This window comes from Castellaniella sp. (assembly GCF_049651205.1).
Classification (GTDB): domain Bacteria; phylum Pseudomonadota; class Gammaproteobacteria; order Burkholderiales; family Burkholderiaceae_B; genus Castellaniella.
Genome location: NZ_JBASBR010000012.1, coordinates 79,569 through 102,780, shown reverse-complemented (window position 1 = coordinate 102,780; position 23,212 = coordinate 79,569). Strand labels below are relative to the sequence as shown.

The following is a 23,212-nucleotide window of genomic DNA, read 5'->3' as shown; positions in this document are numbered from 1 at the left end:
TGCCTGGCCTGACCAAGTCCGAGCTCATCACCATGCTGGCGGGTCGTCATCCCCAATTGGCGATCCGCGACATGGACCTGGCAGTTAAAACCGTGCTCGACGCGATGTCGGATGCGTTGTCCCAAGGTCAGCGCATCGAAATCCGTGGCTTTGGCAGCTTTTCGCTGTCAAGGCGTCAACCGCGGGTAGGGCGCAATCCCAAGTCGGGCGAGAAAGTGCTGGTGCCGGCCAAGCTGGTGCCGCACTTCAAACCTGGTAAAGAACTGCGCGAACGCGTCGATCAGGGGCCGGTGGCCGAGGCGGCCGAAGAAGCCGCCACGGTAGCAGATTTGTATCAGATGCCTTACTTCAACGAGTAACCTCCCCATCGCTGCCTCATCGGGCAGCGCGGAGATGGATAATCGGTGGCGGCCTGCGGGCCGCCTTTTTTATGCCTGCTCCAGCCATCAGACAAGCCGGGCTGAGCGAGGTTTCCCTTTACAATGTCGAGATTCCCTCTCAAGGAGCTTGGTAAATGCGCTATCTTGTGTGGCTGCTGCGCCTGGTCATTTTTGTCATTGTCCTGTTGTTTGCCCTGAAAAACACTGCGCCTGTGGATGTTGGCTTCTTTGCCGATCACGTCATACAGCAAGTGCCCCTCATCGTTGTGATGCTGGTCGCCTTTGTTCTAGGCGTTGCTTTTGGTCTGCTGGTGGCATTTTCAGCGGTATTGCGGCGTCGCCGCGAGATCAACCGCCTGCGGCGCGATCTTGCCCGGGCACAGGATGCTTTGGCTCGCCAGCAATCAGGCTCGGGGCCTGTCATCCCGGATACCGTTGCGCCCCTGGCGCCGCTCTAACGGGGTTAACGTGGATTTCGAACTCTGGTGGTTGATTATTGTCCCAGTACTGTTTGGCCTGGGGTGGCTGGCTGCGCGCTTTGATTTTCGCCAAATGCTCTCCGAAACCCGCAGTTTGCCGGCTTCGTATTTCAAGGGCCTTAATTTCTTGCTCAACGAAGAGCCCGATCGCGCCATCGATGCATTTATCGAGGTGGCCAAACTCGACCCAGAAACCACCGAACTTCATTTTGCCCTGGGCAGCCTGTTTCGCCGTCGTGGAGAAATCGAGCGAGCCATTCGTGTGCACCAAAGCCTGCTCTCGCGTGAAGACCTCCCTCTGTCAGACAGAGAAAACGCCCAACTCGAGCTGGCTCAGGACTTTCTCAAGGCGGGGATGCTGGATCGTGCCGAGCAGGGCTTCCAGGCCATTGTGCACACGCGCCATGCTCAGGAAGCCATCGGCGCGCTGATCCGGATCTACGAATCCGAACACGATTGGCCGCGTGCCATTGATGCAGTTCAGCAGTTGCGCAGCCGGTCTGATCAACCGGTGCCTCAGCTGGCCCACTATCATTGCGAGCGCGCCCAGGCATTTCTCGAGGCCGAACCTGTCGATTTCGATTCAGCCAGCCAGGCACTAGACGCTGCCGAGCATGCCGCCCGCCAAAACGGTGCAACGCCAGCCTCCGAAACACGGATCCGGCTCTTGCGGGCACAATGGGCTGCGCGCCGCGGCGATCTCGAATCCCAGCGCGCCTATTTGCAAGAAGTCCTAAGCACAGCGCCGGATTACGCAGGCCTGGTGGCCGGGCCGCTATTGGCTTGCTATGCCGCACTGGATCAGGCCAACCAGGGTTTAGCCGTTTTACGTGATCAATACGCTCGTGTGCCCACACTAGACCTGTTCAACGTGGTGTTTCGTGCATTGCGTACCCAAGAAGGGGCCGATACGGCCTGGGCGTTTGCCCGAGAGGCCTTGCGGGCCCATCCATCTTTGCTGGGCCTTGACCGTTTGCTTGAAGTTGAACTCTCTCAGGACGACCCCTCTGCGGAGTCTCAGCAACTGGTGCCAGGGGCCGATTTAGGCCTGTTGCGCAGCCTGATACATAAGCATACCCAGCGTCTTGATCGCTACGCTTGCAGTCAGTGCGGCTTTGAAGCACGGCGCTATTACTGGCAATGCCCGGGTTGTAATGCCTGGGAAACCTATCGTCCGCGCCGCCTGGAGGAAATTCGATGAACGCCTTTCCGTTGTCTGCCGCACGGGCAGCCCGGATTCTCGTGGTGGGCGACATCATGCTCGACCGCTACTGGTTCGGCGAAGTCGACCGTATCTCACCCGAGGCGCCTGTGCCTGTGGTGCGGGTGGCTCGGCGCGAAGACCGCCTGGGTGGTGCCGCCAATGTGGCGCGCAATATTGTTGCGCTGGGTGCTCAGGCAACCCTGATGGGAGTGATCGGGGCGGATGAGGCCGGATCCAGGATCAAGGCTCTCGGTGCCGAGGCTGGCGTCAATGATGCGCTGGTGATTGATACCTCGGGCATGGACACTACCCTCAAAATGCGCGTGCTTGGCCGCCAGCAGCAATTGCTACGGGTCGATTTCGAGCAAGGCCCCAGTCCACAAGCCTTGCAACGCTTGCACGATAATTTTTTGGAGATTGTCGGCGCCCACGATCTGCTGGTGCTGTCCGACTACGCCAAAGGTGCCCTGACGCATGTCGAGACGCTTATCCAGGCGGCCAGGCAGGCAGGGGTGTCCGTGCTGGTGGATCCCAAAGGACATCGATACAAGCGTTATGTGGGTGCCTCGCTGGTGACGCCCAATCGCAGCGAAATGCAGGATGCCGTCGGCCGTTGGGATACCGAAGGCGATCTCACCCAACGCGCTCAGGCGTTACGCCACGAGCTCTCGCTCGAGGCGCTGTTGATCACACGTTCCGAGCAGGGGATGACCCTTTACACGCAGCATGGGCGCCAGCATGTCGACGCCCAGGCCCACGAAGTCTTTGATGTCTCCGGAGCCGGGGATACCGTGCTGGCCACGCTGGCAGTGGCACGTGCAGCCGGCCTTGGTTGGTATGAAGCCATGGTTTGGGCCAATCGTGCCGGTGGGATCGTGGTGGGCAAACTTGGTACTTCCATCGTCACCTCTCAGGAGCTCTCAACATGATTGTGGTTACAGGCGCCGCCGGTTTCATCGGCAGCAATCTGGTTCGGGGGCTTAACGCCCGTGGCATCGGTGACATTCTTGCTGTCGACGATCTCACAGATGGTGATAAGTTTCGCAATTTGGTAGACCTGAACATTGCAGACTATCTGCATAAAGACGAATTCCGTCGGCAAGTTCTCAGCGGCGAACTCGCCCGGCCCGACGCGGTGTTCCATCAAGGGGCGTGTTCGGACACCACCGAGCGCGACGGCCATTTCATGATGGACAACAACTATCGCGTCACGCTCGAACTCTTTAATTATTGCCAGGCCCGCGAAGTCCCGCTGCTGTATGCATCCTCTGCAGCCGTGTATGGTGCCGGCCCCGACTACATCGAATCTCCGGGTTGTGAATCGCCGCTGAATGTCTACGGATACTCAAAGCTGCTGTTTGATCAGGTGTTGCGCGGTCGCAAGCCCAAACTGACGGCGCCCGTGGTGGGGCTGCGGTATTTCAATGTTTATGGGCCGCGCGAGCAGCACAAAGGGCGTATGGCATCGGTGGCTTTTCACAATATGAACCAGTTCGAAGAACAAGGTCATGTGCGCTTGTTTGGCGGCTGGGATGGCTATTCCGATGGTGGTCAGCAACGTGATTTTGTCTATATTGATGATGTCGTCAAGGTCAATCTGCATTTCTTCGATCATCCCGAGATCTCCGGGATTTTCAACTGCGGTACCGGCCGGGCCCAGCCGTTTAACGATGTGGCGCAAACGGTGGTCAATACCCTCAGGTTGCACCAAGGAGAATCCGCCTTACCGCTTGACGGCCTGGTGCAAGAAGGTTGTCTGCGGTATATCCCTTTCCCCGAAGATTTAAAAGGCCGCTACCAAAGCCACACCCAGGCAGATCTTGGCCTGTTGCGTACGGCCGGCGGGTATACCGCTCCTTTTGTCGATGTACAAACGGGTGTACGGGATTATGTGCTGCGTCTTCTGGACGCTGGCCAGCTGCTGCCATAACCGTGCTTTCTGCGCGGCGTGGCGGGGTTGCCGGCACGCAAGGGGTAGGACAAAACCAGTCAGTCGGGCATCCCGGATGGCTGCCTTTACTGCATCATGACCAGACCTTCCTTCCACAACAGGAGTCTGGTCATGAATCCATTTCTGCATAGTGCGGTCGCAGCCCCTCTTAATGTTCCTGTACGCTGTACGGCCCGACGCCCGCGCTTGTCGCGGATGGCCTCGCGCGTTTCCCGAAGCGCTCGTCTAGCTGGTGTGTTGGCGCTCAGCTGGGCGGCGGCAGTGGGTGCAGTCGATCTCAACACGGCCAGCTTGGATCAACTCCGTGGTATCCGCGGGATTGGTCCAAAAACAGCACAAATCATTCTCGACGAACGTAATCGGGGTGGCCGTTACCTGTCATTCACCGATTTATCCGATCGGGTGCGCGGGATAGGGCCCCGGCGGGCCCAGGCACTGCAATCAGCCGGCTTGACGATCGATGGTGGCGGCTCTCGCATGTCAGGTCAGGGGGCCGCGGCAGCCAAGGCAGCCTCCAGTTCTGCAGGCAAGCGGCCTGCCGCCCCGATAACAGGCATGCGCATGGCACCGGGCGGACGTTAATCCGCATGTTTTCATCCGTGTCGTCGTGCCACGCATGCAAGGGCATAGTAGGGTCGGCGATCATTTGGCAATAAGCTTATGCTGCTCTCAGGCACACGCTCTGTTGTGGCCGGGGCGGGTGTATGATTTTGTCCATGAAAACCTATCCCACGATCGAAGACATAGTTGGCTCAACGCCTTTGGTACGTTTGCAACGCTTGCCGGGTGATGCGGGTGCATCACGCGGCAACGTCGTGCTGGCCAAACTCGAAGGCAATAACCCGGCTGGTTCAGTCAAAGACCGCGCAGCGCTCAGCATGATTCGTCAGGCCGAGCTCCGTGGAGATATTCGTCCCGGCGATACCCTGATTGAAGCCACCAGCGGAAACACCGGTATTGCCCTGTCCATGGCAGCCGCAGTGCGCGGCTATCGCATGATTGTCCTGATGCCGGACAACTCGTCCAAAGAGCGTTGTGCCGCCATGACTGCCTACGGTGCTGAACTTATCCTCACCCCCGCAGACCAGGGTGGCATGGAATACGCCCGAGACCTTGCCCTGAAAATGCAGGCAGAAGGCCGTGGCGTGGTGCTCGACCAATTTTCAAATGATGACAACCCGCGTGCCCACCGCGAAACCACCGGGCCCGAAATCTGGGATCAAACCGATGGCCAGATTACTCATTTTGTCAGTGCCATGGGTACCACCGGCACCATTATGGGGGTGGGATCCTATTTGCGCGGACGTAACCCGGATATCCAGGTGATCGGTGCTCAACCGGCCGAAGGGGCGCACATCCCGGGTATTCGCAAGTGGCCCGAGGCCTATCAGCCAAGCATCTATCACCCCAAAGAAATCACCGCTTTCGAGCCCATTACACAAGATCAGGCCGAAACCATGGCGCGTCGCCTGGCTGCCGAAGAAGGCATTTTTGGCGGAATTTCCTCGGCAGGCGCAGCGGTGGCTGCCCTGCGCGTGGCTGCTACCGCCCGTAACGCCACCATTGTATTTATCGTCTGCGATCGGGGTGATCGCTATCTCTCTACCGGCGTATTCGGGTAATTCAGCTACCCATCTGGTCCTGGATCGCCTGGGCCAGATCCGCCACCGATGCCGCGTAAAAATAACTGCGGTTGTAGTGTGTAATCGCAAAGAAGTTGGGTGTTGCACAGCGGTAATCGTGGGTGTCGTGGATTTCATCGCGCAGGTCGATCACGCCCAGTTTCTGGGATTTCCATTTGTCGGGGCCTGAGACCACTGCCTGTGTGCCAGCAGCCTGCAGCCGGGGCCAATCTGTGGTGGGTGTCAGCCCGTCCTGAACCAGACGTTGCGGTTTGGCTGGCAGACGAACCGGTGCAAAAACCGGCACATCCCGTACCCAACCGTGTTGTTGCAAGAAGCTGCCCACCGAAGCGATTGCATCATCCACATTGCCGGCCAGATCAATCTTGCCATCGTTATTGCCATCGGCCGCGTAACGCATCAGGCTGCCAGGCATAAATTGCGGCAGACCCATGGCCCCTGCAAACGAGCCCTCAACCGTCATGGCATTCAGTACCCCCTGGTGATCCAGAACAAGCAAATCGGCCAGCTGTTGCCGAAACATGGCCTGGCGCTCTGGACGTGAGGGGTCTGGATATCGGAAACCCAGAGTAGTCAGGGTATCCAGCACCCGGTGGTTGCCCGTGTATTGGCCATATACAGTTTCGATGCCAATGATGGCCACCATGATGGCTTCTGGGACGCCAGTGCGTTGGCTGACTTGTTGCAAGGTGCGCCGGTTTGCTTGCCAAAAGGCTGTGCCGCGCCGAATGCGAATGGGGTCGACATGGCGCTTTCTATAGCTGATCCATGCCCGGCGAATCCGTCCATGGGTGGTCTTGGGTGCCATCAGCTGGACGGCCTTGGCGTTGTAGTGTGCTGACTTCAGCAGGAATTCGACGTTCGCCAGAGGTAAATGATGCTGGGCGGATGTTTCACGGGCAAAGGCACGCAACTCGGGCTGAAGCTGACCATCAGGCCCGGTAAAATCACCGCTGGTGACAGATCCTTGGCCTGGAAATTGAGTTCTGCTAGAATTAATACGATCGTTTAAAACAGTTGTTTGATTTATAGTACTATCCGTGCCCGGAGTCTGTTGAACATGACCACTACTGGCACAGCCCGATAAAAATAGCGACGCTACGGCAACTTGCAAAATACGGGTTGGTCTGAACATAATCGCCCTTATGGAGACACTCTATATTACCCATCCCGTATGCCGCCTGCACGAAATGGGCTCCTGGCATCCTGAATCCCCGTTACGCCTTGACGCAATTTCTGATCAGCTTCTCGCAAGTGGGCTGATGAGTTTTGTGACGCCTGTGCAGGCACATGCCGCCACCCCCGAGGACATTCTGCGGGTACATACGCCGGATTATCTGGCGTATCTGCGTCAACACGCCCCGGCTCATGGGTATTTCCCGGTGGATCCCGATACCATCATGAACCCGGATACGCTGCAGGCCGCATGGATGGCTGCCGGCGCCGGCCTGACTGCGCTGGATGAAATCCTGGCCGGACATGGCCAGACAGCGTTTTGCGCCATCCGGCCGCCAGGCCATCATGCGCGTCCGGGTCAGGCCCTGGGGTTTTGCTTTTTTAATAATATTGCGGTTACCGCGCGCTACGCACTAGAACATTACGGGCTTGAGCGCATTGCGATCGTTGATTTTGACGTGCATCATGGCAACGGCACCGAAGAAGCCTTTGTGCACGAAGATCGCGTCATGATGTGTAGTTTTTATCAATATCCGCTGTTTCCTGACAGCCGTCAGGACAACCCCGGGCCTAATATGATAAATATTCCGGTGGATGCGTATTCGGATGGCGAAGCCATCCGGCGTCTGGTCTCCGATCACTGGTTGCCTGCATTAAGCCGATTTCAGCCGCAATTGATTCTGGTATCAGCGGGATTCGATGCCCATCGCGAAGACGATATGGGCAACCTTAAGCTGGTAGAGGCCGATTACGCCTGGATTACCGAACGCCTGGTCGAGATTGCGCAAAGGTCTGCCCAAGGGCGGATCATCAGCTTTCTCGAAGGGGGGTACAACCTTTCAGCACTTGGACGCAGTGTCGTGGCACATGTGCGGGCGCTGGGAGGTTATTAAAACCATGTATTTAATTTTCTTTTCTTTTTGGAGTTAGCTCGATGAAGGTCCTGGTACCGGTCAAGCGGGTGGTCGACTTTAACGTCAAAGTCCGCGTGAAATCCGATCATACTGGCGTAGACATCGCCAATGTCAAAATGTCCATGAACCCCTTCGATGAAATTGCTGTCGAAGAAGCCACTCGCCTGAAAGAAAAAGGGGCTGCCACAGAGGTCGTGGCCGTGTCTTGCGGCGTGGCGCAATGCCAGGAAACCTTGCGTACCGCAATGGCTATTGGTGCCGATCGTGGCATCCTGGTGCAAAGCGACGATGAGCTGCAGCCCCTGGCGGTGGCCAAGATCCTCGCAGCCCTGGTACAAAAAGAGGCGCCGCAACTGGTGATCTTGGGTAAGCAGGCCATCGATGATGATGCCAACCAGACAGGCCAGATGCTGGCCGCATTGCTGGATTGGCCGCAGGCAACCAATGCCAGCAAGGTCGAGCTCCAGGACGGCCGGGTTCAGGTTACCCGCGAGGTCGACGGTGGCCTCGAGACGATCAGCCTGGCCTTGCCGGCGATTATCACCACCGACCTTCGCCTCAACGAGCCGCGCTACGTTACCTTGCCCAACATCATGAAGGCCAAGAAAAAGCCCCTCGAAACCGTTGCACCCGCCGACCTCGGTGTCGACATCGCGCCCCGCCTCAAGACGCTCAAGGTAACCGAGCCTCCCGCCCGGTCTGCCGGTATTGTGGTGCCCGACGTCGCGACGTTGGTGGACAAACTGAAGAACGAAGCAAAGGTGGTCTAAATGAGTATTCTGGTTATAGCCGAACACGACAATGCCCAGTTGGGCGGCGCTACGCAAAACGTCGTTGCTGCCGCAGCAGCCCTGGGTTCAGAGGTTCATGTGCTGGTGGCGGGCTCAGGTGCACAAGCCGTTGCACAGCAGGCTGCGGGGCTGGTTTCCGTGGCCAAGGTATTGCTGGCTGATGGCCCGTCATTGGCCGATGGCCTGGCCGAGAACCTCTCGGCTCAGGTGCTGGCGTTGGCGGGCGATTATTCGCACATTTTGTTTGCGGCCACAGCCTCAGGCAAAAACGTGGCTCCCCGAGTCGCGGCCAAGCTGGATGTGGCGCAGATCTCCGATATCGTCGCCATCGAATCCCCCGACACCTTTGTGCGCCCCATTTACGCGGGCAACGCGCTGGCCACCGTGCAATCTGCTGATGCCAAAAAAGTGCTCACAGTGCGCACCACGGCATTTGATCCGGTGGCCGCAGAGGGTGGCAATGCCTCGGTTCAGTCAGTGGATGCCGTGGCGGATTCAGGCAAATCGTCCTTTGTAGGCCGTGAGCTTGCCAAAAGCGATCGTCCTGACCTCACTGCCGCTTCGGTGGTGGTATCTGGCGGCCGTGGTTTGGGCAGTGCTGAAAACTTCAAGATCCTCGATCCCTTGGCCGATAAACTGGGTGCAGCGCTGGGTGCCTCACGCGCAGCAGTGGATGCTGGTTATGCCCCCAACGATTGGCAAGTGGGCCAAACAGGCAAGATTGTGGCGCCGCAATTGTATGTGGCCGTGGGTATCTCTGGGGCCATCCAGCACCTGGCCGGCATGAAAGACTCCAAAGTCATCGTTGCCATCAATAAAGATGCTGAAGCCCCCATTTTTGGCGTCGCCGACTACGGTCTGGTGGCCGACCTCTTCGAGGCCGTCCCCGAACTGGTGAAAGCACTCTAAGGCTTACCACAAGACGGGCTCCGCTTTTTGCGGGGCCCGTTTCACCTCATTGCATCGCAGGCGGGTTCGTGCCCGGCTTTGTCGTTACAGGAATTCTTATGTCATATCAGGTACCTATTCAGGATATTCGTTTCATTCTGCGCGAACTGGCCGACCTGGACGGCGTGCTGGCCCTACCGGGCTACGAAGAGGTGAGCGATGATCTGGTTGATGCCGTGCTCGAAGAAAACGCCCGGTTTGTCGAACAGGAGATCGCGCCGCTGAATCGTGCCGGGGACACTCAACCGGCACGCTGGCGCGACGGTGAGGTAACAACCACCCCAGGCTTCAAGGCTGCATTTCAAGCCTTTGTACAAGGGGGCTGGCAGGGTCTGCCTCACGAGACCGAATTTGGAGGGCAGGGCCTGCCCAAACTGGTGGCCGCGCCGGTTACCGAAAGCATCAATGCGGGCAACCTGGCGTTTTCGCTGTGCCCGCTGCTTACCGACGGCGTGATTGAAGCCCTGACGATGGTGGGCTCCGACACACAAAAAGCCCTGTATATCCCGCCGTTGCTGGAAGGCCGCTGGACGGGCACCATGAATCTCACCGAGCCGCAGGCCGGGTCTGATCTGGCCCTGCTCAAGACCCGGGCCGTGCGTCAGGAAGATGGCAGCTACCGTTTGACGGGTCAGAAGATCTTCATCACGTATGGCGATCACGATATGGCCGAGAACATCATCCATCTGGTGCTGGCCCGTACGCCCGATGCGCCTAAAGGGGTCAAGGGGATTTCGCTGTTCATCGTACCCAAGCATCTGGTTGGCGACACCGGAGAGCTGGGCGCCCGCAACGACGTCTATTGCGCATCGCTGGAGCATAAGCTGGGCATCCATGGCAGCCCAACTGCGGTGCTGTTGTATGGTTCTGGCAAGGGCGAAGTGGGCGAAGGGGCGGTTGGCTACCTGATCGGCGAAGAAAATCGTGGCCTCGAGTACATGTTCATCATGATGAATGCTGCACGCTATGCCGTAGGTTTACAGGGCGTGGCTATCTCCGAGCGGGCATTGCAGCATGCTACCGCCTATGCCGCTGACCGTATCCAGGGCAATGCACTTGAGGGCTCGGCCGGCCCCGTGGCGATTGCGCATCACCCGGATGTTGCCCGGATGCTGGGCGTGATGCGAGGCTTGGCCGAAGGCACTCGGGCAGTGGCTTATGTGGCCGCCGGCTACCGTGACAAGGCGGCTCATGCTTCCGACCCTGACATCCGGGCGCTGGCCAAGGCCATCTACGAGTACAGCGTTCCGATCGTCAAGGCGTTTTCAACCGAATCTTCGGTTGAAGTCGCGTCGCTGGGAGTTCAGGTGCATGGAGGCATGGGTTTCATCGAAGAAACCGGGGCTGCCCAGTACTACCGGGATGCGCGCATTTTGCCCATCTACGAAGGTACAACGGCTATCCAGGCCAATGATTTTATTGGTCGCAAGATTGTGCGTGATGCGGGGCAGGTGGCATTGGCACAAATTGCCGGGATGCGCGACACTGTGGCTGCCTTGCAGGCAGCCTCCGGTGCCCATGCTGAGGCCCTCAATCTGGTGGCCGGGCAGTTGCAGGCCGCTGCGCAGGCCTACGAGACGGCCATCGGCTTTGTGCTGGCCCATGTACGCGAAGATATTCGGGGTGTCTTTACCGGCAGCGTGCCTTGTCTGATGCTGGCAGGTACTGCCCATGCTGGCTGGCAGCTGGCCCGTGCCGCGCTGGCTGCGGCAGAGGCAATCGGACAGGGTTCAACTGACGCCTTTTATCTCAACAAGATCGCTACTGCGGTGCAATATGCGGTTCATGTGCTGCCGCGTGTTCAGGCGCTCAATGCCAGTGTTCAGCAGGGTGGTCTGGCCAATCAATATGCCAGTCAGATACAAATATAGTTATAACTTAAAAGTATTTTAAAGGTGTTTTATATTCTGCAAGAATATTAGGTGTCTAAACGATTTCGCTGCCCGGATACCCCGGGCAGCGTTCACCTAAGGAGCACCTGATGGCTGCACTGCGTCTGGGCGATGTCGCCCCCGATTTCGAGCAAGACTCGTCCCTTGGAAAAATCAAGTTTCATGAGTGGCTGGGTGACAGCTGGGGTGTGCTGTTTTCTCATCCGGCTGATTTTACGCCGGTGTGCACCACTGAGCTGGGCTATACGGCGATTGTGTCTGGCGATTTTGCCAAACGTGGCGCTAAGGTGATTGCCGTCTCGGTAGATGGCAAACAGTCTCACATCGACTGGATCAAGGACATCAACGACACCCAAAAGACAGATGTCCAATACCCGATCCTGGCCGACGAAGACCGCAAGGTCGCCACGCTCTATGACATGATCCATCCCAATGCCAGCACCACAGCTACCGTGCGGTCTGTCTTTGTGATTGATCCGGCGAAAAAGGTTCGGCTGATTCTTACCTATCCGGCCAGCACCGGGCGCAACTTCGACGAAATCCTGCGCGCCCTGGATTCCATCCAACTGACAGACAACTACAGCGTGGCCACCCCGGTCAACTGGAAGCCAGGTGAAGACGTGATTATCGCTCCGTCCATCAAAGACCCTGCAGTCCTGAAAGAGAAGTTCCCCAAGGGCTACAAAGAAGTGCGGTCGTATCTGCGCACCACGCCTCAGCCCAATCTGTAAGGCTTTACCAGGGCTCGCGCATCCGGCATGACGGATGCCGGATGTGGTGTCTCCTGAGCCATGCCAGGCTTTGTCCGGGCATGGCTTTTTTGCATGTGGGTGAGGTGCAAATAGCAGGGAAATGGGCAAATATAATTAAATGCTTGCCGCATTAACTGTTTTTTTGTACAGTATCAATGTACTGATCAAAATCACAGTAAAGGAGACCCCATGAAAAACAAAGTAGCCGATATCTTTATGGTCGTGGCGTGGGCAGCGATGATTCCAGGCTTGATGTGGATGGGTGCGGCAGTGGGGCTATAGTTCTGATATAATCCCGTGTTTACTGCATCCTCTGGTGTGGCAACCCATTAATTTCATAGCCGCAGCCAAGATGCCCGGAGCCCGTTGTGAATCTCATCGAAACACTTGAACAAGAAGAAATTACGCGCCTTACCGAAGGCCGTACCATCCCTCAATTTGGCCCAGGCGATACCGTCATCGTCGGCGTTAATGTAGTTGAAGGCACGCGCAAGCGTACTCAGGCCTACGAAGGCGTGGTTATTGCCCGTCGCAATCGTGGTTTAAATTCAGCCTTCACCGTGCGCAAAATCTCGTCTGGCGAAGCCGTCGAGCGTACCTTCCAGCTGTACTCCCCGCAAATTGCTTCCATCGAAGTTAAACGCCGTGGCGATGTGCGTCGTGCTAAGCTGTACTATCTGCGTGGTCGTACGGGTAAGGCCGCTCGCATCAAAGAAAAGCTGGTCCGCAAATCTGCCTGATCCTGGCAGTCTTTGCTTGGCCAACAAGGCACCCGTCAGGGTGCCTTTGTTTTTGCACCCGGGTGCAGGGCATCCCCGTACAGATCCTGCGGCAATTGCTGCCTGGTTCTTAATGTATGGATGTCATGACACCATCGGTTCCTTCGTCAAGGCCTATTAAGGCCGCAGGGTTTGACCCCACCCGGCAACCCGTGCTGCCCTGTTTGCCCTTGCCGCCATTGCCGGCTCAATGTCTCCAGCTGGATTACATTCGAAATGCTTTTGAGCGTGCCGTCAACTGGCAGGTAGAGCCCCTGTTTGCGCAAGCCTTTGGCCCCGATAATCCTGGGTCTGCGCAGGCCCGCCAAGCTGCTGTTTTGGTTCCTCTGGTGCAGCGGGCTGATGGCTTGCGGGTACTATTTACCCGTCGTGCCGAGCACTTGCACCATCATGCAGGGCAGATCAGTTTTCCTGGCGGACGTATCGAACCCGAAGATGGCAGCCCTGTAGCCGCAGCGCTGCGTGAGACCCACGAAGAAATCGGTGTGGGCTCGCAATTCATTCAGGTCATGGGTGTGCAGCCCACCTTGCTTACCACCACGCAGTTTTTGATGACTCCAGTGGTGGGAGAATTATTGCCGGGTTTTCAGGTGCATCCGGATCACGCCGAGGTTGCCGAGGTGTTCGAGGTACCACTGGCGGTTTTGATGGATCCCGCACAGCATCGCCTGCACCAGTTGCAAACCTCTTTGGGCCATGGGCGTTGCTATTTCTCGGTGTGCTGGCAGTCGTATTTTATCTGGGGTGCCACCGCCATCTTGCTGCGCAATTTCTATTATTTTCTGGCTGCTTCAGCGGGTCTTGCCACGCTGCCAGATACACTGCCGTCTGGGCCGGGTGGCGGGGCTTCCAGGCCGGACACGTCCTCTGTGGCACCAGAGCGCCTGTTGATTGTCCCGGCACAGGCCCGTTCAAAGACCTGAACCACCGCGCTCGTCTTGCATGTGTGCTGTCAGTGGGTATTGCCGTGCCTGGTGTTCAATATCGCTTGGCAGCCTGGTTTTCGGCCAAAATGCGCATATATAGGGCGTGGCGGTTAGCAGAAATCTGGCCACTGGCCATGGCGGCCAATACTCCGCATTCGGGCTCGTGTTGATGCGTGCAGTTGTAAAACCGGCATTGTTCTATTGCCGGGGCAAACTCTGGAAACCCGTGCGCAATCTCGTGTGGTGTCAGGTGCTGCAAACCAAATGCCTGAAATCCTGGTGAGTCGATAATGTCACCCCCGCCTGGCAGAGGGTGCAGCCGGGTCTGCGTCGTGGTGTGCCGGCCGGTGCCCAGGGCTTCAGAGTGTGCCTGCGTAGCCGCTTGTGCTTCAGGAACCAGCGCATTCAGCAAGGTTGATTTACCCATACCGCTTTGCCCAAGTAGTAGCGTGCACTGATTTTTTAGCAGCGCGTCTAGTTGCGCGTGCACTTGCGCGTAATCCAGGGCACTGAGGCTGAGCACCGGTGTGCCCAGGGATTCTGGTACTGCCAGGCGTGCCCGGGCAGCCGCAGTGCCGGGCAGATCCGCCTTGTTCAACAGAATAACGACCGAGATGTCGGCACTGTGTGCAGCCACCAGTGCTCGACCCAGAAGATCGTCTGAAAAGACAGGTTCAGCCGCCAGCACCAGCAGGAGCTGATCAATATTGGCGGCAAACAGCTTGCTGCGTTGGGCGTCTGATCGATAAAAAAGGTTTCGGCGCGGCAGGATCTCGGTGATCAGGCCTTCTTGCTGGCCTTCGGGCAGGATCTGGACGTTATCGCCCACTGCGATGCCGGTGCGTTTGCCGCGTGGGTAGCAATGTCGTGTCTCGCCCGACGGCTGGATGGCAACCCGGTAGTGGCGGCCGTGGGCGGAAACTACTCGCCCCGTCAGGGTGGTTTCACCCATGTTGCAGGTGGTTGATGCGCACGGCTGCCGAGGGGTGGCTGTCGTACCAGGCCGAATGCAGGGGGTCGGGCGTCAGGGTGGCGGCATTGTCGTCGTACAGCTTTACCAGCGCGCTGGCCAACGGCTGTGCACCACATTGCTGTACTGCATAGCGGTCGGCCTGAAACTCGTCGCGACGGGACAGAAAGCTAGCCAGGGGTGTCGCCCAAAAAGTGAATACGGGTAATGTCAGCATGAACAGCACCAGGGCCAGGCCATCATTGGCACGGCCCAACTGTGGGATGACGCCCAAGCCGGTATAAAACCACAGTTGTGTGGATAGCCAAGCCAGCAACTGCAAGAAAATGCCGGCCGTAATAAAGCTGACGATAATGCGGCGCAGGATGTGATGGTGGGCAAAGTGGCCTAGTTCGTGTGCCAGCACGGCCTCTACTTCATCTGCATCGAGCCTTGACAGCAGTGTGTCGAAAAACACTATACGCCGGTGGCGCCCGAAACCAGTGAAATAAGCGTTTCCGTGGGCGGATCGGCGTGAGCCATCCATGACAAACAGCCCCGACAACCCAAAATGGCAACGCTTTGCCAGTGCGTGGATGCGTTGGCTGAGTTCGGGATCGTCCAGAGGGCTGAACCGGTTGAACAGCGGAGCAATGAAGCTGGGGTATAGCCAGAGCACCAGCAAATTGAAGCCAACCCACACACCCCAGGCCCACCAGGCCCAATCAGTGCCCGTGGTGCCCATGATCCACAAGATGGCTGCCAGCAGGGGGGCCCCCAGTACAGTGGTAATCAACACCATTTTCAGGGCATCCGACACGAACAGGCGGGGGGTCATGCGGTTGAAGCCGTAATGTGCCTCCAGGTGAAACGTGCGCCAGGCCGAGAACGCCAGCCCCACCACACCCAAAATGGCCAGTACGCAGCCCATGAGCGCCAACTGGCGCAAGAGATCGGATTCGATCAGGCGACCCAGATGAATATCCAATGCCTGCAAGCCGCCCAGCAAGGTAAAGCCCAGCAAGATGCCAGCCTCGGTGATGCGCTCGATCATCGAAAGCTGGCTGCGTGCCACGGTGTAATCGGCTGCGCGTTGGTGACTGTGCAGGCCAATATGGCCTTCGAAGGCGGGTGGCACTTGGTTGCGATGTGCCTGCACGTGCCGAATCTGACGTCGCGCCAGCCAGTAACGGATGAGGAGATCGCTGATCAGGCAGGCGAGAAACAGATAAGTCAGCATGTCTGGCGGGGCAATATGCGAAAATTGAGTTTTGTTTGCAAGGATTATAGGTGATGGCCGCAAATGATCAGCGCCTGATCTGGCTGGATATGGAAATGTCCGGCTTGGATCCCGAAAAAGAACGCATTCTCGAAATTGCCCTGATTGTCACAGAGCCCGATCTCACAGTGGTCGCCCAGGCGCCTGTGCTGGTGATTCACCAGGATACTGCCGTGCTGGATGGCATGGATAAATGGAATCAATCCACTCATGGCAAAAGTGGCCTGATCGACAAGGTCAAGGCCTCCAACCTTACCGAAGACCAGGCTCAGGACTGCTTGCTTGAATTTCTTGCGCCCCTGGTACCCGCTGGCAAATCGCCCATGTGTGGCAATACCATCGGGCAGGATCGCCGCTTCATGGTCAAGTACATGCCGGCACTTGAGGCATATTTTCATTATCGTAACCTCGACGTCAGTACGCTCAAAGAGCTTTCCTTACGCTGGAAACCCGAGGTCTACCGCAGTTTCAATAAAGTAGGCAAACACGAAGCGCTGGCCGATATTCAAGAATCCATCGACGAGCTCAAGCATTATCGTGAGCACTTTTTGCGGCTGTAGGCCCTGATGGGCCGCCTGATGCCTACATGAGGTCTTGGGCAATGCTGCGCAGGCAGGTTTGACGGAGGCCGCATTGGCACAACAAGCAATTGCCGGAATCGGCACGGATCTCTTGCAGGTAGAGCGCATGGCGCGTATTTATGCCCGCCATGGTCAGCGACTGGTGCAGCGGGTGTTGGGCCCGGACGAGCAACTGGTGCATGCCCGGCGGGCCGCCCGTGATCCGCGACGCGGTATTCTGTATCTCTCTACGCGGTTTGCTGCCAAAGAGGCTTTTTCAAAGGCTATCGGCTTGGGGATTCATATGCCCATGACATGGTCTCGGGTGCAGATCCTCAACCGCCGGGGTGGCGCTCCCGAAATCCATCTCTCTGGCCCGCTTAAAGACTGGTATGACGCCCGTTTTGGGTGCGCGCATGTTTCCATGACAGACGAGTCCGATATGGTGGCTGCTTTTGTTGTGGTCGAATCCCCACGCGCTTCATCGGCCGAGGGCTGATGTGGCCGATCATTCTTATTGATATCACATGACTATGTCCCAAACTTTGCCTCCGGGCCCCGTGATGGTGGATGTGGAAGGCTTGCAGCTTGGCGAGGCCGAGCGTTTGCGCCTGGCCCATCCCCAGGTTGGCGGGGTTATCCTGTTTGCCCGCAATTTTGACAATCGCGAGCAGCTCACTGCGCTTTGCGTGGATATTCATAGTGTCCGTACCCCGCCGTTGCTGATTGCCGTGGATCACGAGGGCGGGCGTGTGCAGCGGTTTCGCACCGATGGGTTTACGCCCTTGCCGGCAATGCGTGCCTTGGGGCGGTGGTATGACGATTCGCCTCAAGAGGCTTTGCGTGCGGCCACTGAAACCGGCTTTGTGCTGGCCAGCGAGCTGCGTGCCTGCGGGGTAGACTTCAGTTTTACCCCTGTGCTCGATCTCGATTACGGGGTCAGCCAGGTAATCGGCAATCGCGCCTTTCATGAAGACCCCTGGGTGGTGTCGCTGTTGGCACGGGCCTTGATTCAGGGCATGTCTCAGGCAGGGATGTCCGCTTGTGGCAAGCATTTTCCGGGCCATGGTGCAGTTGCGGCAGACTCCCATCTTGAGATACCGGTCGACGAGCGCCCATTGTCAGAGATCCTCGAGGCAGATGCGGCGCCCTATACATGGCTCGGAGATCTCACCTTGCCCGCGGTGATGCCTGCTCATGTGATTTATCCGCAGGTCTCGCCTGAGCCCGCTGGATTTTCACGTCGTTGGGTAACGGGTATTTTGCGCGAGCAGCTTTCTTACGATGGCCTGGTGTTTTCCGACGATCTCACCATGGAGGGCGCCGCTGCGGCTGGTGATATCCATGCCCGTGCCAAAGCCGCCCTGGATGCTGGCTGCGATATGGTGTTGGTGTGCAACCGCCCCGATCTGGCCGACCAATTGCTCACTGCCCTGGATGGCCGGCCTGTGGATGCTCAGGCGGTGCGTCGTCTTCAGCGCCTGATGCCTGTCCAGGCAGCCCCTGGCTGGACAGCCCTTTTGTCTGACCCGAGATATCTGCGTGCCCGAAGCTTTCGATCTGAAAACCTTCCTGGCTGATCTTCCTCATCTGCCAGGGGTCTATCGCCATCTGGATGCAGAGGGTGAAGTCCTGTATGTGGGCAAGGCCCGGGATCTCAAACGGCGGGTAAGCTCGTATTTTCAAAAATCCGGGCATGGCCCGCGTATCGAGCACATGCTGGCGAGGGTGGTGCGTACCGAGGTCACCGTCACGCGCACTGAAGCAGAGGCGCTGATCCTCGAAAACAACCTGATCAAGCGCCTCAAGCCTCGTTACAACATCCTGTTTCGGGATGACAAGTCTTATCCCTACCTGCACATCACCGACCACGAAGCGCCCCGCATTGTGTATTACCGTGGCAGTACCCAAGGGAAAGGCCATTTTTTTGGGCCATATCCAAACTCTTGGGCCGTGCGGGAAACCATCCAGATCCTGCAAAAGGTGTTTCACCTGCGTACCTGCGAAGACAGCGTCTATGCGCATCGCACCCGGCCTTGCCTGTTGTATCAGATTGGCCGGTGCTCGGCACCCTGCGTAGGCCTGATTTCATTGGCTGATTACCAGGCCGATGTCCAGCGGGCTATCCGCTTTCTTGAGGGGCGTACCACTGAGGTGCTCGAGGAAATCGAGCAGCGCATGACAGCCGCTGCCGAGCGTCAGGATTTCGAACAGGCGGCCGTTTTGCGCGATCAGATGCGGGCTCTGGCCAAGGTACTGCAGCAGCAAACCATGGAGCAGGTGGGGGATGACAGCGCAGACATCATCGCTATCGAACTCTCGGGAGGACGGGTGTGTGTCAATCTGGCGATGGTGCGCGCTGGTAGGCATCTGGGCGACAAGCCATTGTTTCCAACCCAGGTGCAGGACGAAACCGCCGAAGACGTGCTGGCTGCTTTCTTGGCGCAGCACTATGCCGATAATCCAGTGCCGCCGGTGCTGGTGTGTTCACACGGCGTGCCGGATCCTGATCTGATTGCTATGTTGTCAGAACAACATGGCCATAAGGTGCGGATTTTGACACGTCCGCAGGGCACGCGACGCAGTTGGCTTGAGCAAGCCCAACGTAACGCTCGGATGGCGCTGGCGCAACGGTTGTCAGAATCCAGTGCACGCGAAGCCCGTACCCTGGCGTTGGCAGTAGAACTCGATCTGGATACCGATGAAGATGCGCTGGCCGCCCTGCATATCGAATGTTTCGATATCAGTCACACGGCCGGAGAAGCCACCCAAGCCTCTTGCGTGGTCTACAAAAATCATGCCATGCAGCATTCGCTGTACCGGCGTTTCAATATTGCAGGCATCCAGCCCGGAGACGATTACGCTGCTATGCGTCAGGCGCTTACCCGCCGCTACAGCCGGGTCGCCGAAGGCGACATCACCTTGCCAGATATTGTGCTGATCGATGGTGGCGAAGGGCAGGTGGGTATCGCCCGGAAAGTCTTCGAAGAGCTTGGGCTGGATGTCAGTCGCATTGTTGGCGTCAAAAAAGGAGACCATCGCAAGGTGGGCCTGGAGACACTGGTGTTTGTGGATGGCCGGCCTTCAGTGGCGCTGGGAGTCGAATCTGCAGCCCTGATGCTGGTGGCCGAGGTGCGCGATGAAGCCCACCGGTTTGCCATCACCGGTATGCGCGCACGCCGCGCCAAGGCACGCAACGTCTCCCGCCTCGAAGAGATCGAGGGGGTCGGCCAGCACCGGCGCCAAAAGCTTCTGGCCCGGTTTGGCGGCTTTTCGGGTGTGGTGGATGCCAGCATCGAAGAGCTTTCCAACGTTGATGGGATTTCACGACAGTTGGCAGAACGTATCTATCACGCCTTGCGTTAGTGCCGTGCATGGCCCTCGCTTGGGGTAGTATTACGTCTATCATGCCGTTCAATATCCCTATTGCCCTGACATGGCTGCGCATAGCCATGATTCCGCTACTTGTGGCGCTCTATTACCTGCCGGATGCCTGGACTGCATCGGGGTGGCGTGATACGGCGGCGGCTGTGGCCTTTGTCGTGGCAGCCGTTACCGACTGGTTTGATGGCTACCTGGCTCGCCGCTGGAACCAGACTTCCGCTTTCGGCGCTTTTCTCGACCCTGTCGCCGACAAACTCATGGTGGTGGCTGCGCTTTTGATTTTGCTGAATCTCGGGCGGGTAGATTTGCTGATTGCGCTGGTCATTATTGGCCGAGAGCTCACGATCTCCGCCCTGCGCGAATGGATGGCCAAAATTGGTGCCAGTCGCAGTGTGGCGGTGCACCGTCTGGGCAAATTCAAGACAACAGCCCAAATGATCGCCATTCCTTGCTTGTTGTACTGGCAGCCCATCGAGGGCATCCCGGTGCGGTTGCTGGGGCAGATCCTGATCGTGGTGGCCGCGATCCTCACGGTGTGGTCGATGTGCTATTACCTGCAAAAGGCCTGGCCGGAGATTCGCAGCCGCAGTCAGTAATCAGCACCCAAGCCCGCACAGCATACGTGCGGGCCTTTTTACATGGGGCCTCGCTACCGTGGTTGGCGGGTGGCCCGATTACTGGCGCAAGGTGCGGGTTTGACTGATGTCTTTTGGCTGGGTGTTGGCACGCCAGGGATTGATGTCCAGGCCTCCGCGCCGCGTATATCGGGCATACACCAGCAGTTCTTCTGGTGCACAGCGTGCCATGATTTCACCGTAAATCTTCTCCACGCACAGCTCGTGAAACTCGCGGCTTTCGCGCAGCGACACAATATATTTCAGTAAGCCGGCATGGTCCAGGCGTGGCCCGGCATACTGGATCTGCACGCTGGCCCAGTCGGGTTGCCCCGTTACCGGGCAATTGGATTTCATCAACTCGGTTACCAGCGTCTCGCGTACAAAAGGTGCGCGATCTGCTACCTGCAAAGCCTCCGGTGTGTGTGCCTTGACAGGTTCAAAGTCGATGTCCTGGTCGTCGATGCAGGTGCCGCGCAGCGGGGCGCAGCTGAGTTCAAATGCCGGCCGGACAGACAAAATCTCTATATGCACCGGTTTGCCGCAGGCACGGCTCAGATCCGTGCGGATCCGTTGCTGCACAATCTCGGCATACTCAAAGCGCTCGTTGCTGAAGCTATTGAGGTACAGCTTTAAGGATTTGGATTCGATCAGGTGCGTGCTGTCAGCGGGCACGGTAAAACGCCCCATGGCCACTACCGGGCGCCCTTTGGCGTTTAGCCATGAAAGCTCGTAGGCATTCCAGATATCTGCGCCGTACGGTGCTTGAGGCCAGCCATACCCTGCTCGTGTGTCTGCCCGGGCAATGGGAAACAAAAGGTCTGGCTCGTAGTGGTCAGCGCCTTCAGAGCGCTGCCCTAGCGGGCTTTGGGCAAGACGGGAGGTATCCATGGCAAACCGGAATGTGAACAAATTAAGGAGAGGGATGCCGTATTGTACTGTCCGCGTCGTTATATTTCACATGATGAAAGCATGGTTTTAGGATATGAAAAGATAATGCTGCGATGCAATCATCCTCCTTTCATAATTAGAATAATCATTTCATAACATGAAAAATAATTATTAAGTAGTTGATTTATAAAAATAATATTTTATGTCTTATATAAGATATAAAACATGGTTGCACTGCAGCAGACGCGTAGACTGTTTCTCAACGGTTTCTTGTTTTGACTGACTCAGGAGCAACACCATGACCTCTCGTGAAACAGAAGTACGCAATCTCCAGCGAAGCTGGGCAGAAGACAGCCGCTGGCAGGGTATCAAGCGCGGCTACGGTGCCGACGAAGTAGTACGTCTGCGCGGCTCGGTGGTGGTCGAGCATACGCTTGCCCGTCGCGGTGCCGAAAAATTATGGACGCTTTTGCACTCTGAAGATTATGTCAATGCGCTGGGCGCCCTTACCGGCAATCAAGCCATGCAGCAAGTAAAGGCCGGTCTCAAGGCAATTTATCTTTCCGGCTGGCAGGTGGCGGGTGATGCCAATATTGCCGGCGAGATGTACCCCGACCAATCCTTGTATCCCGCCAATTCCGTGCCCAGCGTGGTCAAGCGCATCAACAATTCGCTTACTCGTTGCGATCAGATCCAGTGGATGGAGGGTAAAAACCCAGGGGATGCGGGTTATGTTGATTATTTCGCGCCCATTGTGGCGGACGCCGAGGCCGGCTTTGGTGGCGTGCTCAATGCCTTCGAATTGATGAAATCGATGATTGAAGCGGGTGCCGCCGGGGTGCACTTCGAAGATCAGCTGGCTTCTGTCAAAAAATGTGGCCACATGGGCGGCAAAGTGCTGGTGCCCACCCGCGAGGCCGTTGCCAAGCTGGTGTCCGCCCGCCTGGCTGCAGACGTGTGCAATGTGCCCACCTTGCTGGTGGCCCGCACAGACGCCGAAGCAGCCGACCTCCTTACCAGCAATATCGATGAAAATGATGCTCCGTTTGTCACAGGCGAGCGTACGGTCGAGGGCTTTTATCGCACTCGTGCCGGCCTGGATCAGGCCATTGCCCGTGGCCTGGCCTACGCACCTTATGCCGATCTGATCTGGTGTGAAACGTCAACGCCCAATCTGGACTACGCGCGCCGGTTTGCCGAGGCAGTCCACCGTCAGTTCCCGGGGAAAATGCTGGCATATAACTGCTCGCCCTCATTTAACTGGAAGAAAAATCTTGATGACGCCACAGTTGCAAAATTCCAGCGTGAGCTTGGTGCCATGGGCTACAAGTTCCAGTTCATCACTCTGGCGGGCTTCCATGCACTGAACTACAGCATGTTCGAGTTGGCCCACGGCTATGCTCAAACCCAGATGAGTGCATTTGTGGAACTGCAGCAAAAAGAGTTTGCGGCAGCTGACAAAGGCTTTACGGCAGTCAAGCATCAACGCGAAGTGGGTGTCAGCTATTTCGATGCCGTGACGCAAACCATCGAAGGGGGGCAATCCTCCACAACCGCCCTCAGCGGTTCAACCGAAGAAGCGCAGTTTGATCACGCCCCGGCGGTGGATGTCGCCTGAGTTTTAAACAATGAGAGGGCAGGGGGGCAGAGGGGCCCCCTTGCGGTGTGCTTTTGGGAAGGCGTTTGCCTTCCCTTTTTTT

24 protein-coding genes are annotated in these 23,212 nt (G+C 57.5%); 20 read left to right on the top strand and 4 right to left on the bottom strand.

All coding sequences use genetic code 11. From position 1 onward, the window contains the following. The first annotated feature begins 8 nt into the window (after positions 1-8). The 7 genes from WA928_RS07815 to cysM all read left to right on the top strand — a co-directional run bounded on the left by WA928_RS07815 (position 9) and on the right by cysM (position 5,636). The gene (locus WA928_RS07815; RefSeq protein WP_424302509.1) at positions 9-359 is read left to right on the top strand and encodes an integration host factor subunit beta; all 351 of its coding nucleotides are present in this window, start codon (positions 9-11) and stop codon (positions 357-359) included. A gap of 155 nt (positions 360-514) precedes the next feature. After that, entirely contained in the window at positions 515-838 is a 324-nt protein-coding gene (locus WA928_RS07810) for a LapA family protein (RefSeq protein ID WP_350380399.1), read from the top strand. Between the two features lie 10 nt (positions 839-848). Then, the gene (lapB, locus tag WA928_RS07805) at positions 849-2,060 is read left to right on the top strand and encodes a lipopolysaccharide assembly protein LapB (RefSeq protein WP_424301834.1); all 1,212 of its coding nucleotides are present in this window, start codon (positions 849-851) and stop codon (positions 2,058-2,060) included. Then, positions 2,057-2,992, top strand: a complete 936-nt coding sequence (rfaE1, locus tag WA928_RS07800) for a D-glycero-beta-D-manno-heptose-7-phosphate kinase (RefSeq protein WP_424301831.1) — start codon at positions 2,057-2,059, stop codon at positions 2,990-2,992. The genes lapB and rfaE1 overlap by 4 nt, the downstream gene beginning before the upstream one ends. Further along, positions 2,989-3,993 (top strand): ADP-glyceromanno-heptose 6-epimerase, encoded by a 1,005-nt coding sequence (rfaD, locus tag WA928_RS07795; protein WP_424301828.1) that lies wholly within the window; start codon positions 2,989-2,991, stop codon positions 3,991-3,993. Before rfaE1 ends, rfaD begins: the two co-directional genes overlap by 4 nt. 132 nt (positions 3,994-4,125) lie before the next feature. Continuing rightward, entirely contained in the window at positions 4,126-4,596 is a 471-nt protein-coding gene (locus tag WA928_RS07790) for a ComEA family DNA-binding protein (RefSeq protein WP_424301825.1), read from the top strand. Positions 4,597-4,724: 128 nt separating this feature from the next. Then, a complete protein-coding gene (gene cysM, locus WA928_RS07785; RefSeq protein WP_424302506.1) occupies positions 4,725-5,636 on the top strand; it encodes a cysteine synthase CysM in 912 nt (303 codons plus the stop codon). A gap of 1 nt (position 5,637) precedes the next feature. On the opposite strand, the gene mltB is transcribed toward cysM, so the two are convergent. Beyond that, a complete protein-coding gene (gene mltB / locus WA928_RS07780) occupies positions 5,638-6,570 on the bottom strand; it encodes a lytic murein transglycosylase B (protein WP_424301822.1) in 933 nt (310 codons plus the stop codon). A 232-nt stretch (positions 6,571-6,802) separates the two neighbouring features. Between mltB and WA928_RS07775 the strand changes: the two genes are divergently transcribed. From WA928_RS07775 to WA928_RS07745, 7 genes are all read left to right on the top strand, one after another. Next, positions 6,803-7,726, top strand: a complete 924-nt coding sequence (locus tag WA928_RS07775) for a histone deacetylase family protein (RefSeq protein ID WP_424301819.1) — start codon at positions 6,803-6,805, stop codon at positions 7,724-7,726. Between the two features lie 41 nt (positions 7,727-7,767). After that, positions 7,768-8,517 (top strand): electron transfer flavoprotein subunit beta/FixA family protein, encoded by a 750-nt coding sequence (locus tag WA928_RS07770; RefSeq protein ID WP_424301816.1) that lies wholly within the window; start codon positions 7,768-7,770, stop codon positions 8,515-8,517. After that, entirely contained in the window at positions 8,518-9,447 is a 930-nt protein-coding gene (locus tag WA928_RS07765) for an electron transfer flavoprotein subunit alpha/FixB family protein (RefSeq protein WP_424301813.1), read from the top strand. 98 nt (positions 9,448-9,545) lie between these two features. Further along, entirely contained in the window at positions 9,546-11,357 is a 1,812-nt protein-coding gene (locus WA928_RS07760) for an acyl-CoA dehydrogenase (protein ID WP_424301810.1), read from the top strand. A gap of 110 nt (positions 11,358-11,467) precedes the next feature. Further along, a complete protein-coding gene (locus WA928_RS07755; RefSeq protein WP_424301807.1) occupies positions 11,468-12,109 on the top strand; it encodes a peroxiredoxin in 642 nt (213 codons plus the stop codon). A gap of 389 nt (positions 12,110-12,498) precedes the next feature. Beyond that, positions 12,499-12,870 (top strand): 50S ribosomal protein L19, encoded by a 372-nt coding sequence (gene rplS, locus WA928_RS07750; RefSeq protein ID WP_350380427.1) that lies wholly within the window; start codon positions 12,499-12,501, stop codon positions 12,868-12,870. A 125-nt stretch (positions 12,871-12,995) separates the two neighbouring features. Further along, positions 12,996-13,832 (top strand): CoA pyrophosphatase, encoded by an 837-nt coding sequence (locus WA928_RS07745; RefSeq protein ID WP_424301803.1) that lies wholly within the window; start codon positions 12,996-12,998, stop codon positions 13,830-13,832. Positions 13,833-13,887: 55 nt separating this feature from the next. Here the strand turns inward: WA928_RS07745 and rsgA are convergent, their stop codons facing one another. Together rsgA and WA928_RS07735 are read right to left on the bottom strand one after the other, a co-directional pair. Beyond that, the gene (gene rsgA / locus WA928_RS07740; protein WP_424301800.1) at positions 13,888-14,787 is read right to left on the bottom strand and encodes a ribosome small subunit-dependent GTPase A; all 900 of its coding nucleotides are present in this window, start codon (positions 14,785-14,787) and stop codon (positions 13,888-13,890) included. After that, complete coding sequence (locus WA928_RS07735) at positions 14,780-16,024, bottom strand: M48 family metallopeptidase (protein WP_424301797.1); 1,245 nt, start codon at positions 16,022-16,024, stop codon at positions 14,780-14,782. Before WA928_RS07735 ends, rsgA begins: the two co-directional genes overlap by 8 nt. Before the next feature lie 53 nt (positions 16,025-16,077). On the opposite strand from WA928_RS07735, the gene orn reads away from it, so the two are divergent. The 5 genes from orn to pgsA are packed head-to-tail and all read left to right on the top strand — an operon-like array spanning position 16,078 to position 20,603. Continuing rightward, a complete protein-coding gene (gene orn / locus WA928_RS07730; protein ID WP_424301794.1) occupies positions 16,078-16,623 on the top strand; it encodes an oligoribonuclease in 546 nt (181 codons plus the stop codon). A gap of 34 nt (positions 16,624-16,657) precedes the next feature. Further along, positions 16,658-17,122: a holo-ACP synthase gene (gene acpS, locus WA928_RS07725; protein WP_424301791.1), complete on the top strand. Its 465-nt coding sequence runs from the start codon at positions 16,658-16,660 to the stop codon at positions 17,120-17,122. A gap of 28 nt (positions 17,123-17,150) precedes the next feature. Then, a complete protein-coding gene (nagZ, locus tag WA928_RS07720) occupies positions 17,151-18,203 on the top strand; it encodes a beta-N-acetylhexosaminidase (protein ID WP_424301788.1) in 1,053 nt (350 codons plus the stop codon). Continuing rightward, on the top strand, positions 18,166-19,989 hold the full coding sequence (gene uvrC, locus WA928_RS07715; RefSeq protein WP_424301785.1) for an excinuclease ABC subunit UvrC: 1,824 nt from the start codon (positions 18,166-18,168) through the stop codon (positions 19,987-19,989). The genes nagZ and uvrC overlap by 38 nt, the downstream gene beginning before the upstream one ends. Positions 19,990-20,030: 41 nt before the next feature. After that, positions 20,031-20,603 (top strand): CDP-diacylglycerol--glycerol-3-phosphate 3-phosphatidyltransferase, encoded by a 573-nt coding sequence (gene pgsA / locus WA928_RS07710; protein WP_424301782.1) that lies wholly within the window; start codon positions 20,031-20,033, stop codon positions 20,601-20,603. 78 nt (positions 20,604-20,681) lie between these two features. Here pgsA and queF read toward each other — a convergent pair whose 3' ends face one another. Then, on the bottom strand, positions 20,682-21,512 hold the full coding sequence (queF, locus tag WA928_RS07705; protein WP_424301779.1) for an NADPH-dependent 7-cyano-7-deazaguanine reductase QueF: 831 nt from the start codon (positions 21,510-21,512) through the stop codon (positions 20,682-20,684). Between the two features lie 298 nt (positions 21,513-21,810). Between queF and aceA the strand changes: the two genes are divergently transcribed. After that, complete coding sequence (gene aceA, locus WA928_RS07700) at positions 21,811-23,130, top strand: isocitrate lyase (protein WP_424301776.1); 1,320 nt, start codon at positions 21,811-21,813, stop codon at positions 23,128-23,130. The last annotated feature ends 82 nt before the right edge of the window (positions 23,131-23,212 follow it).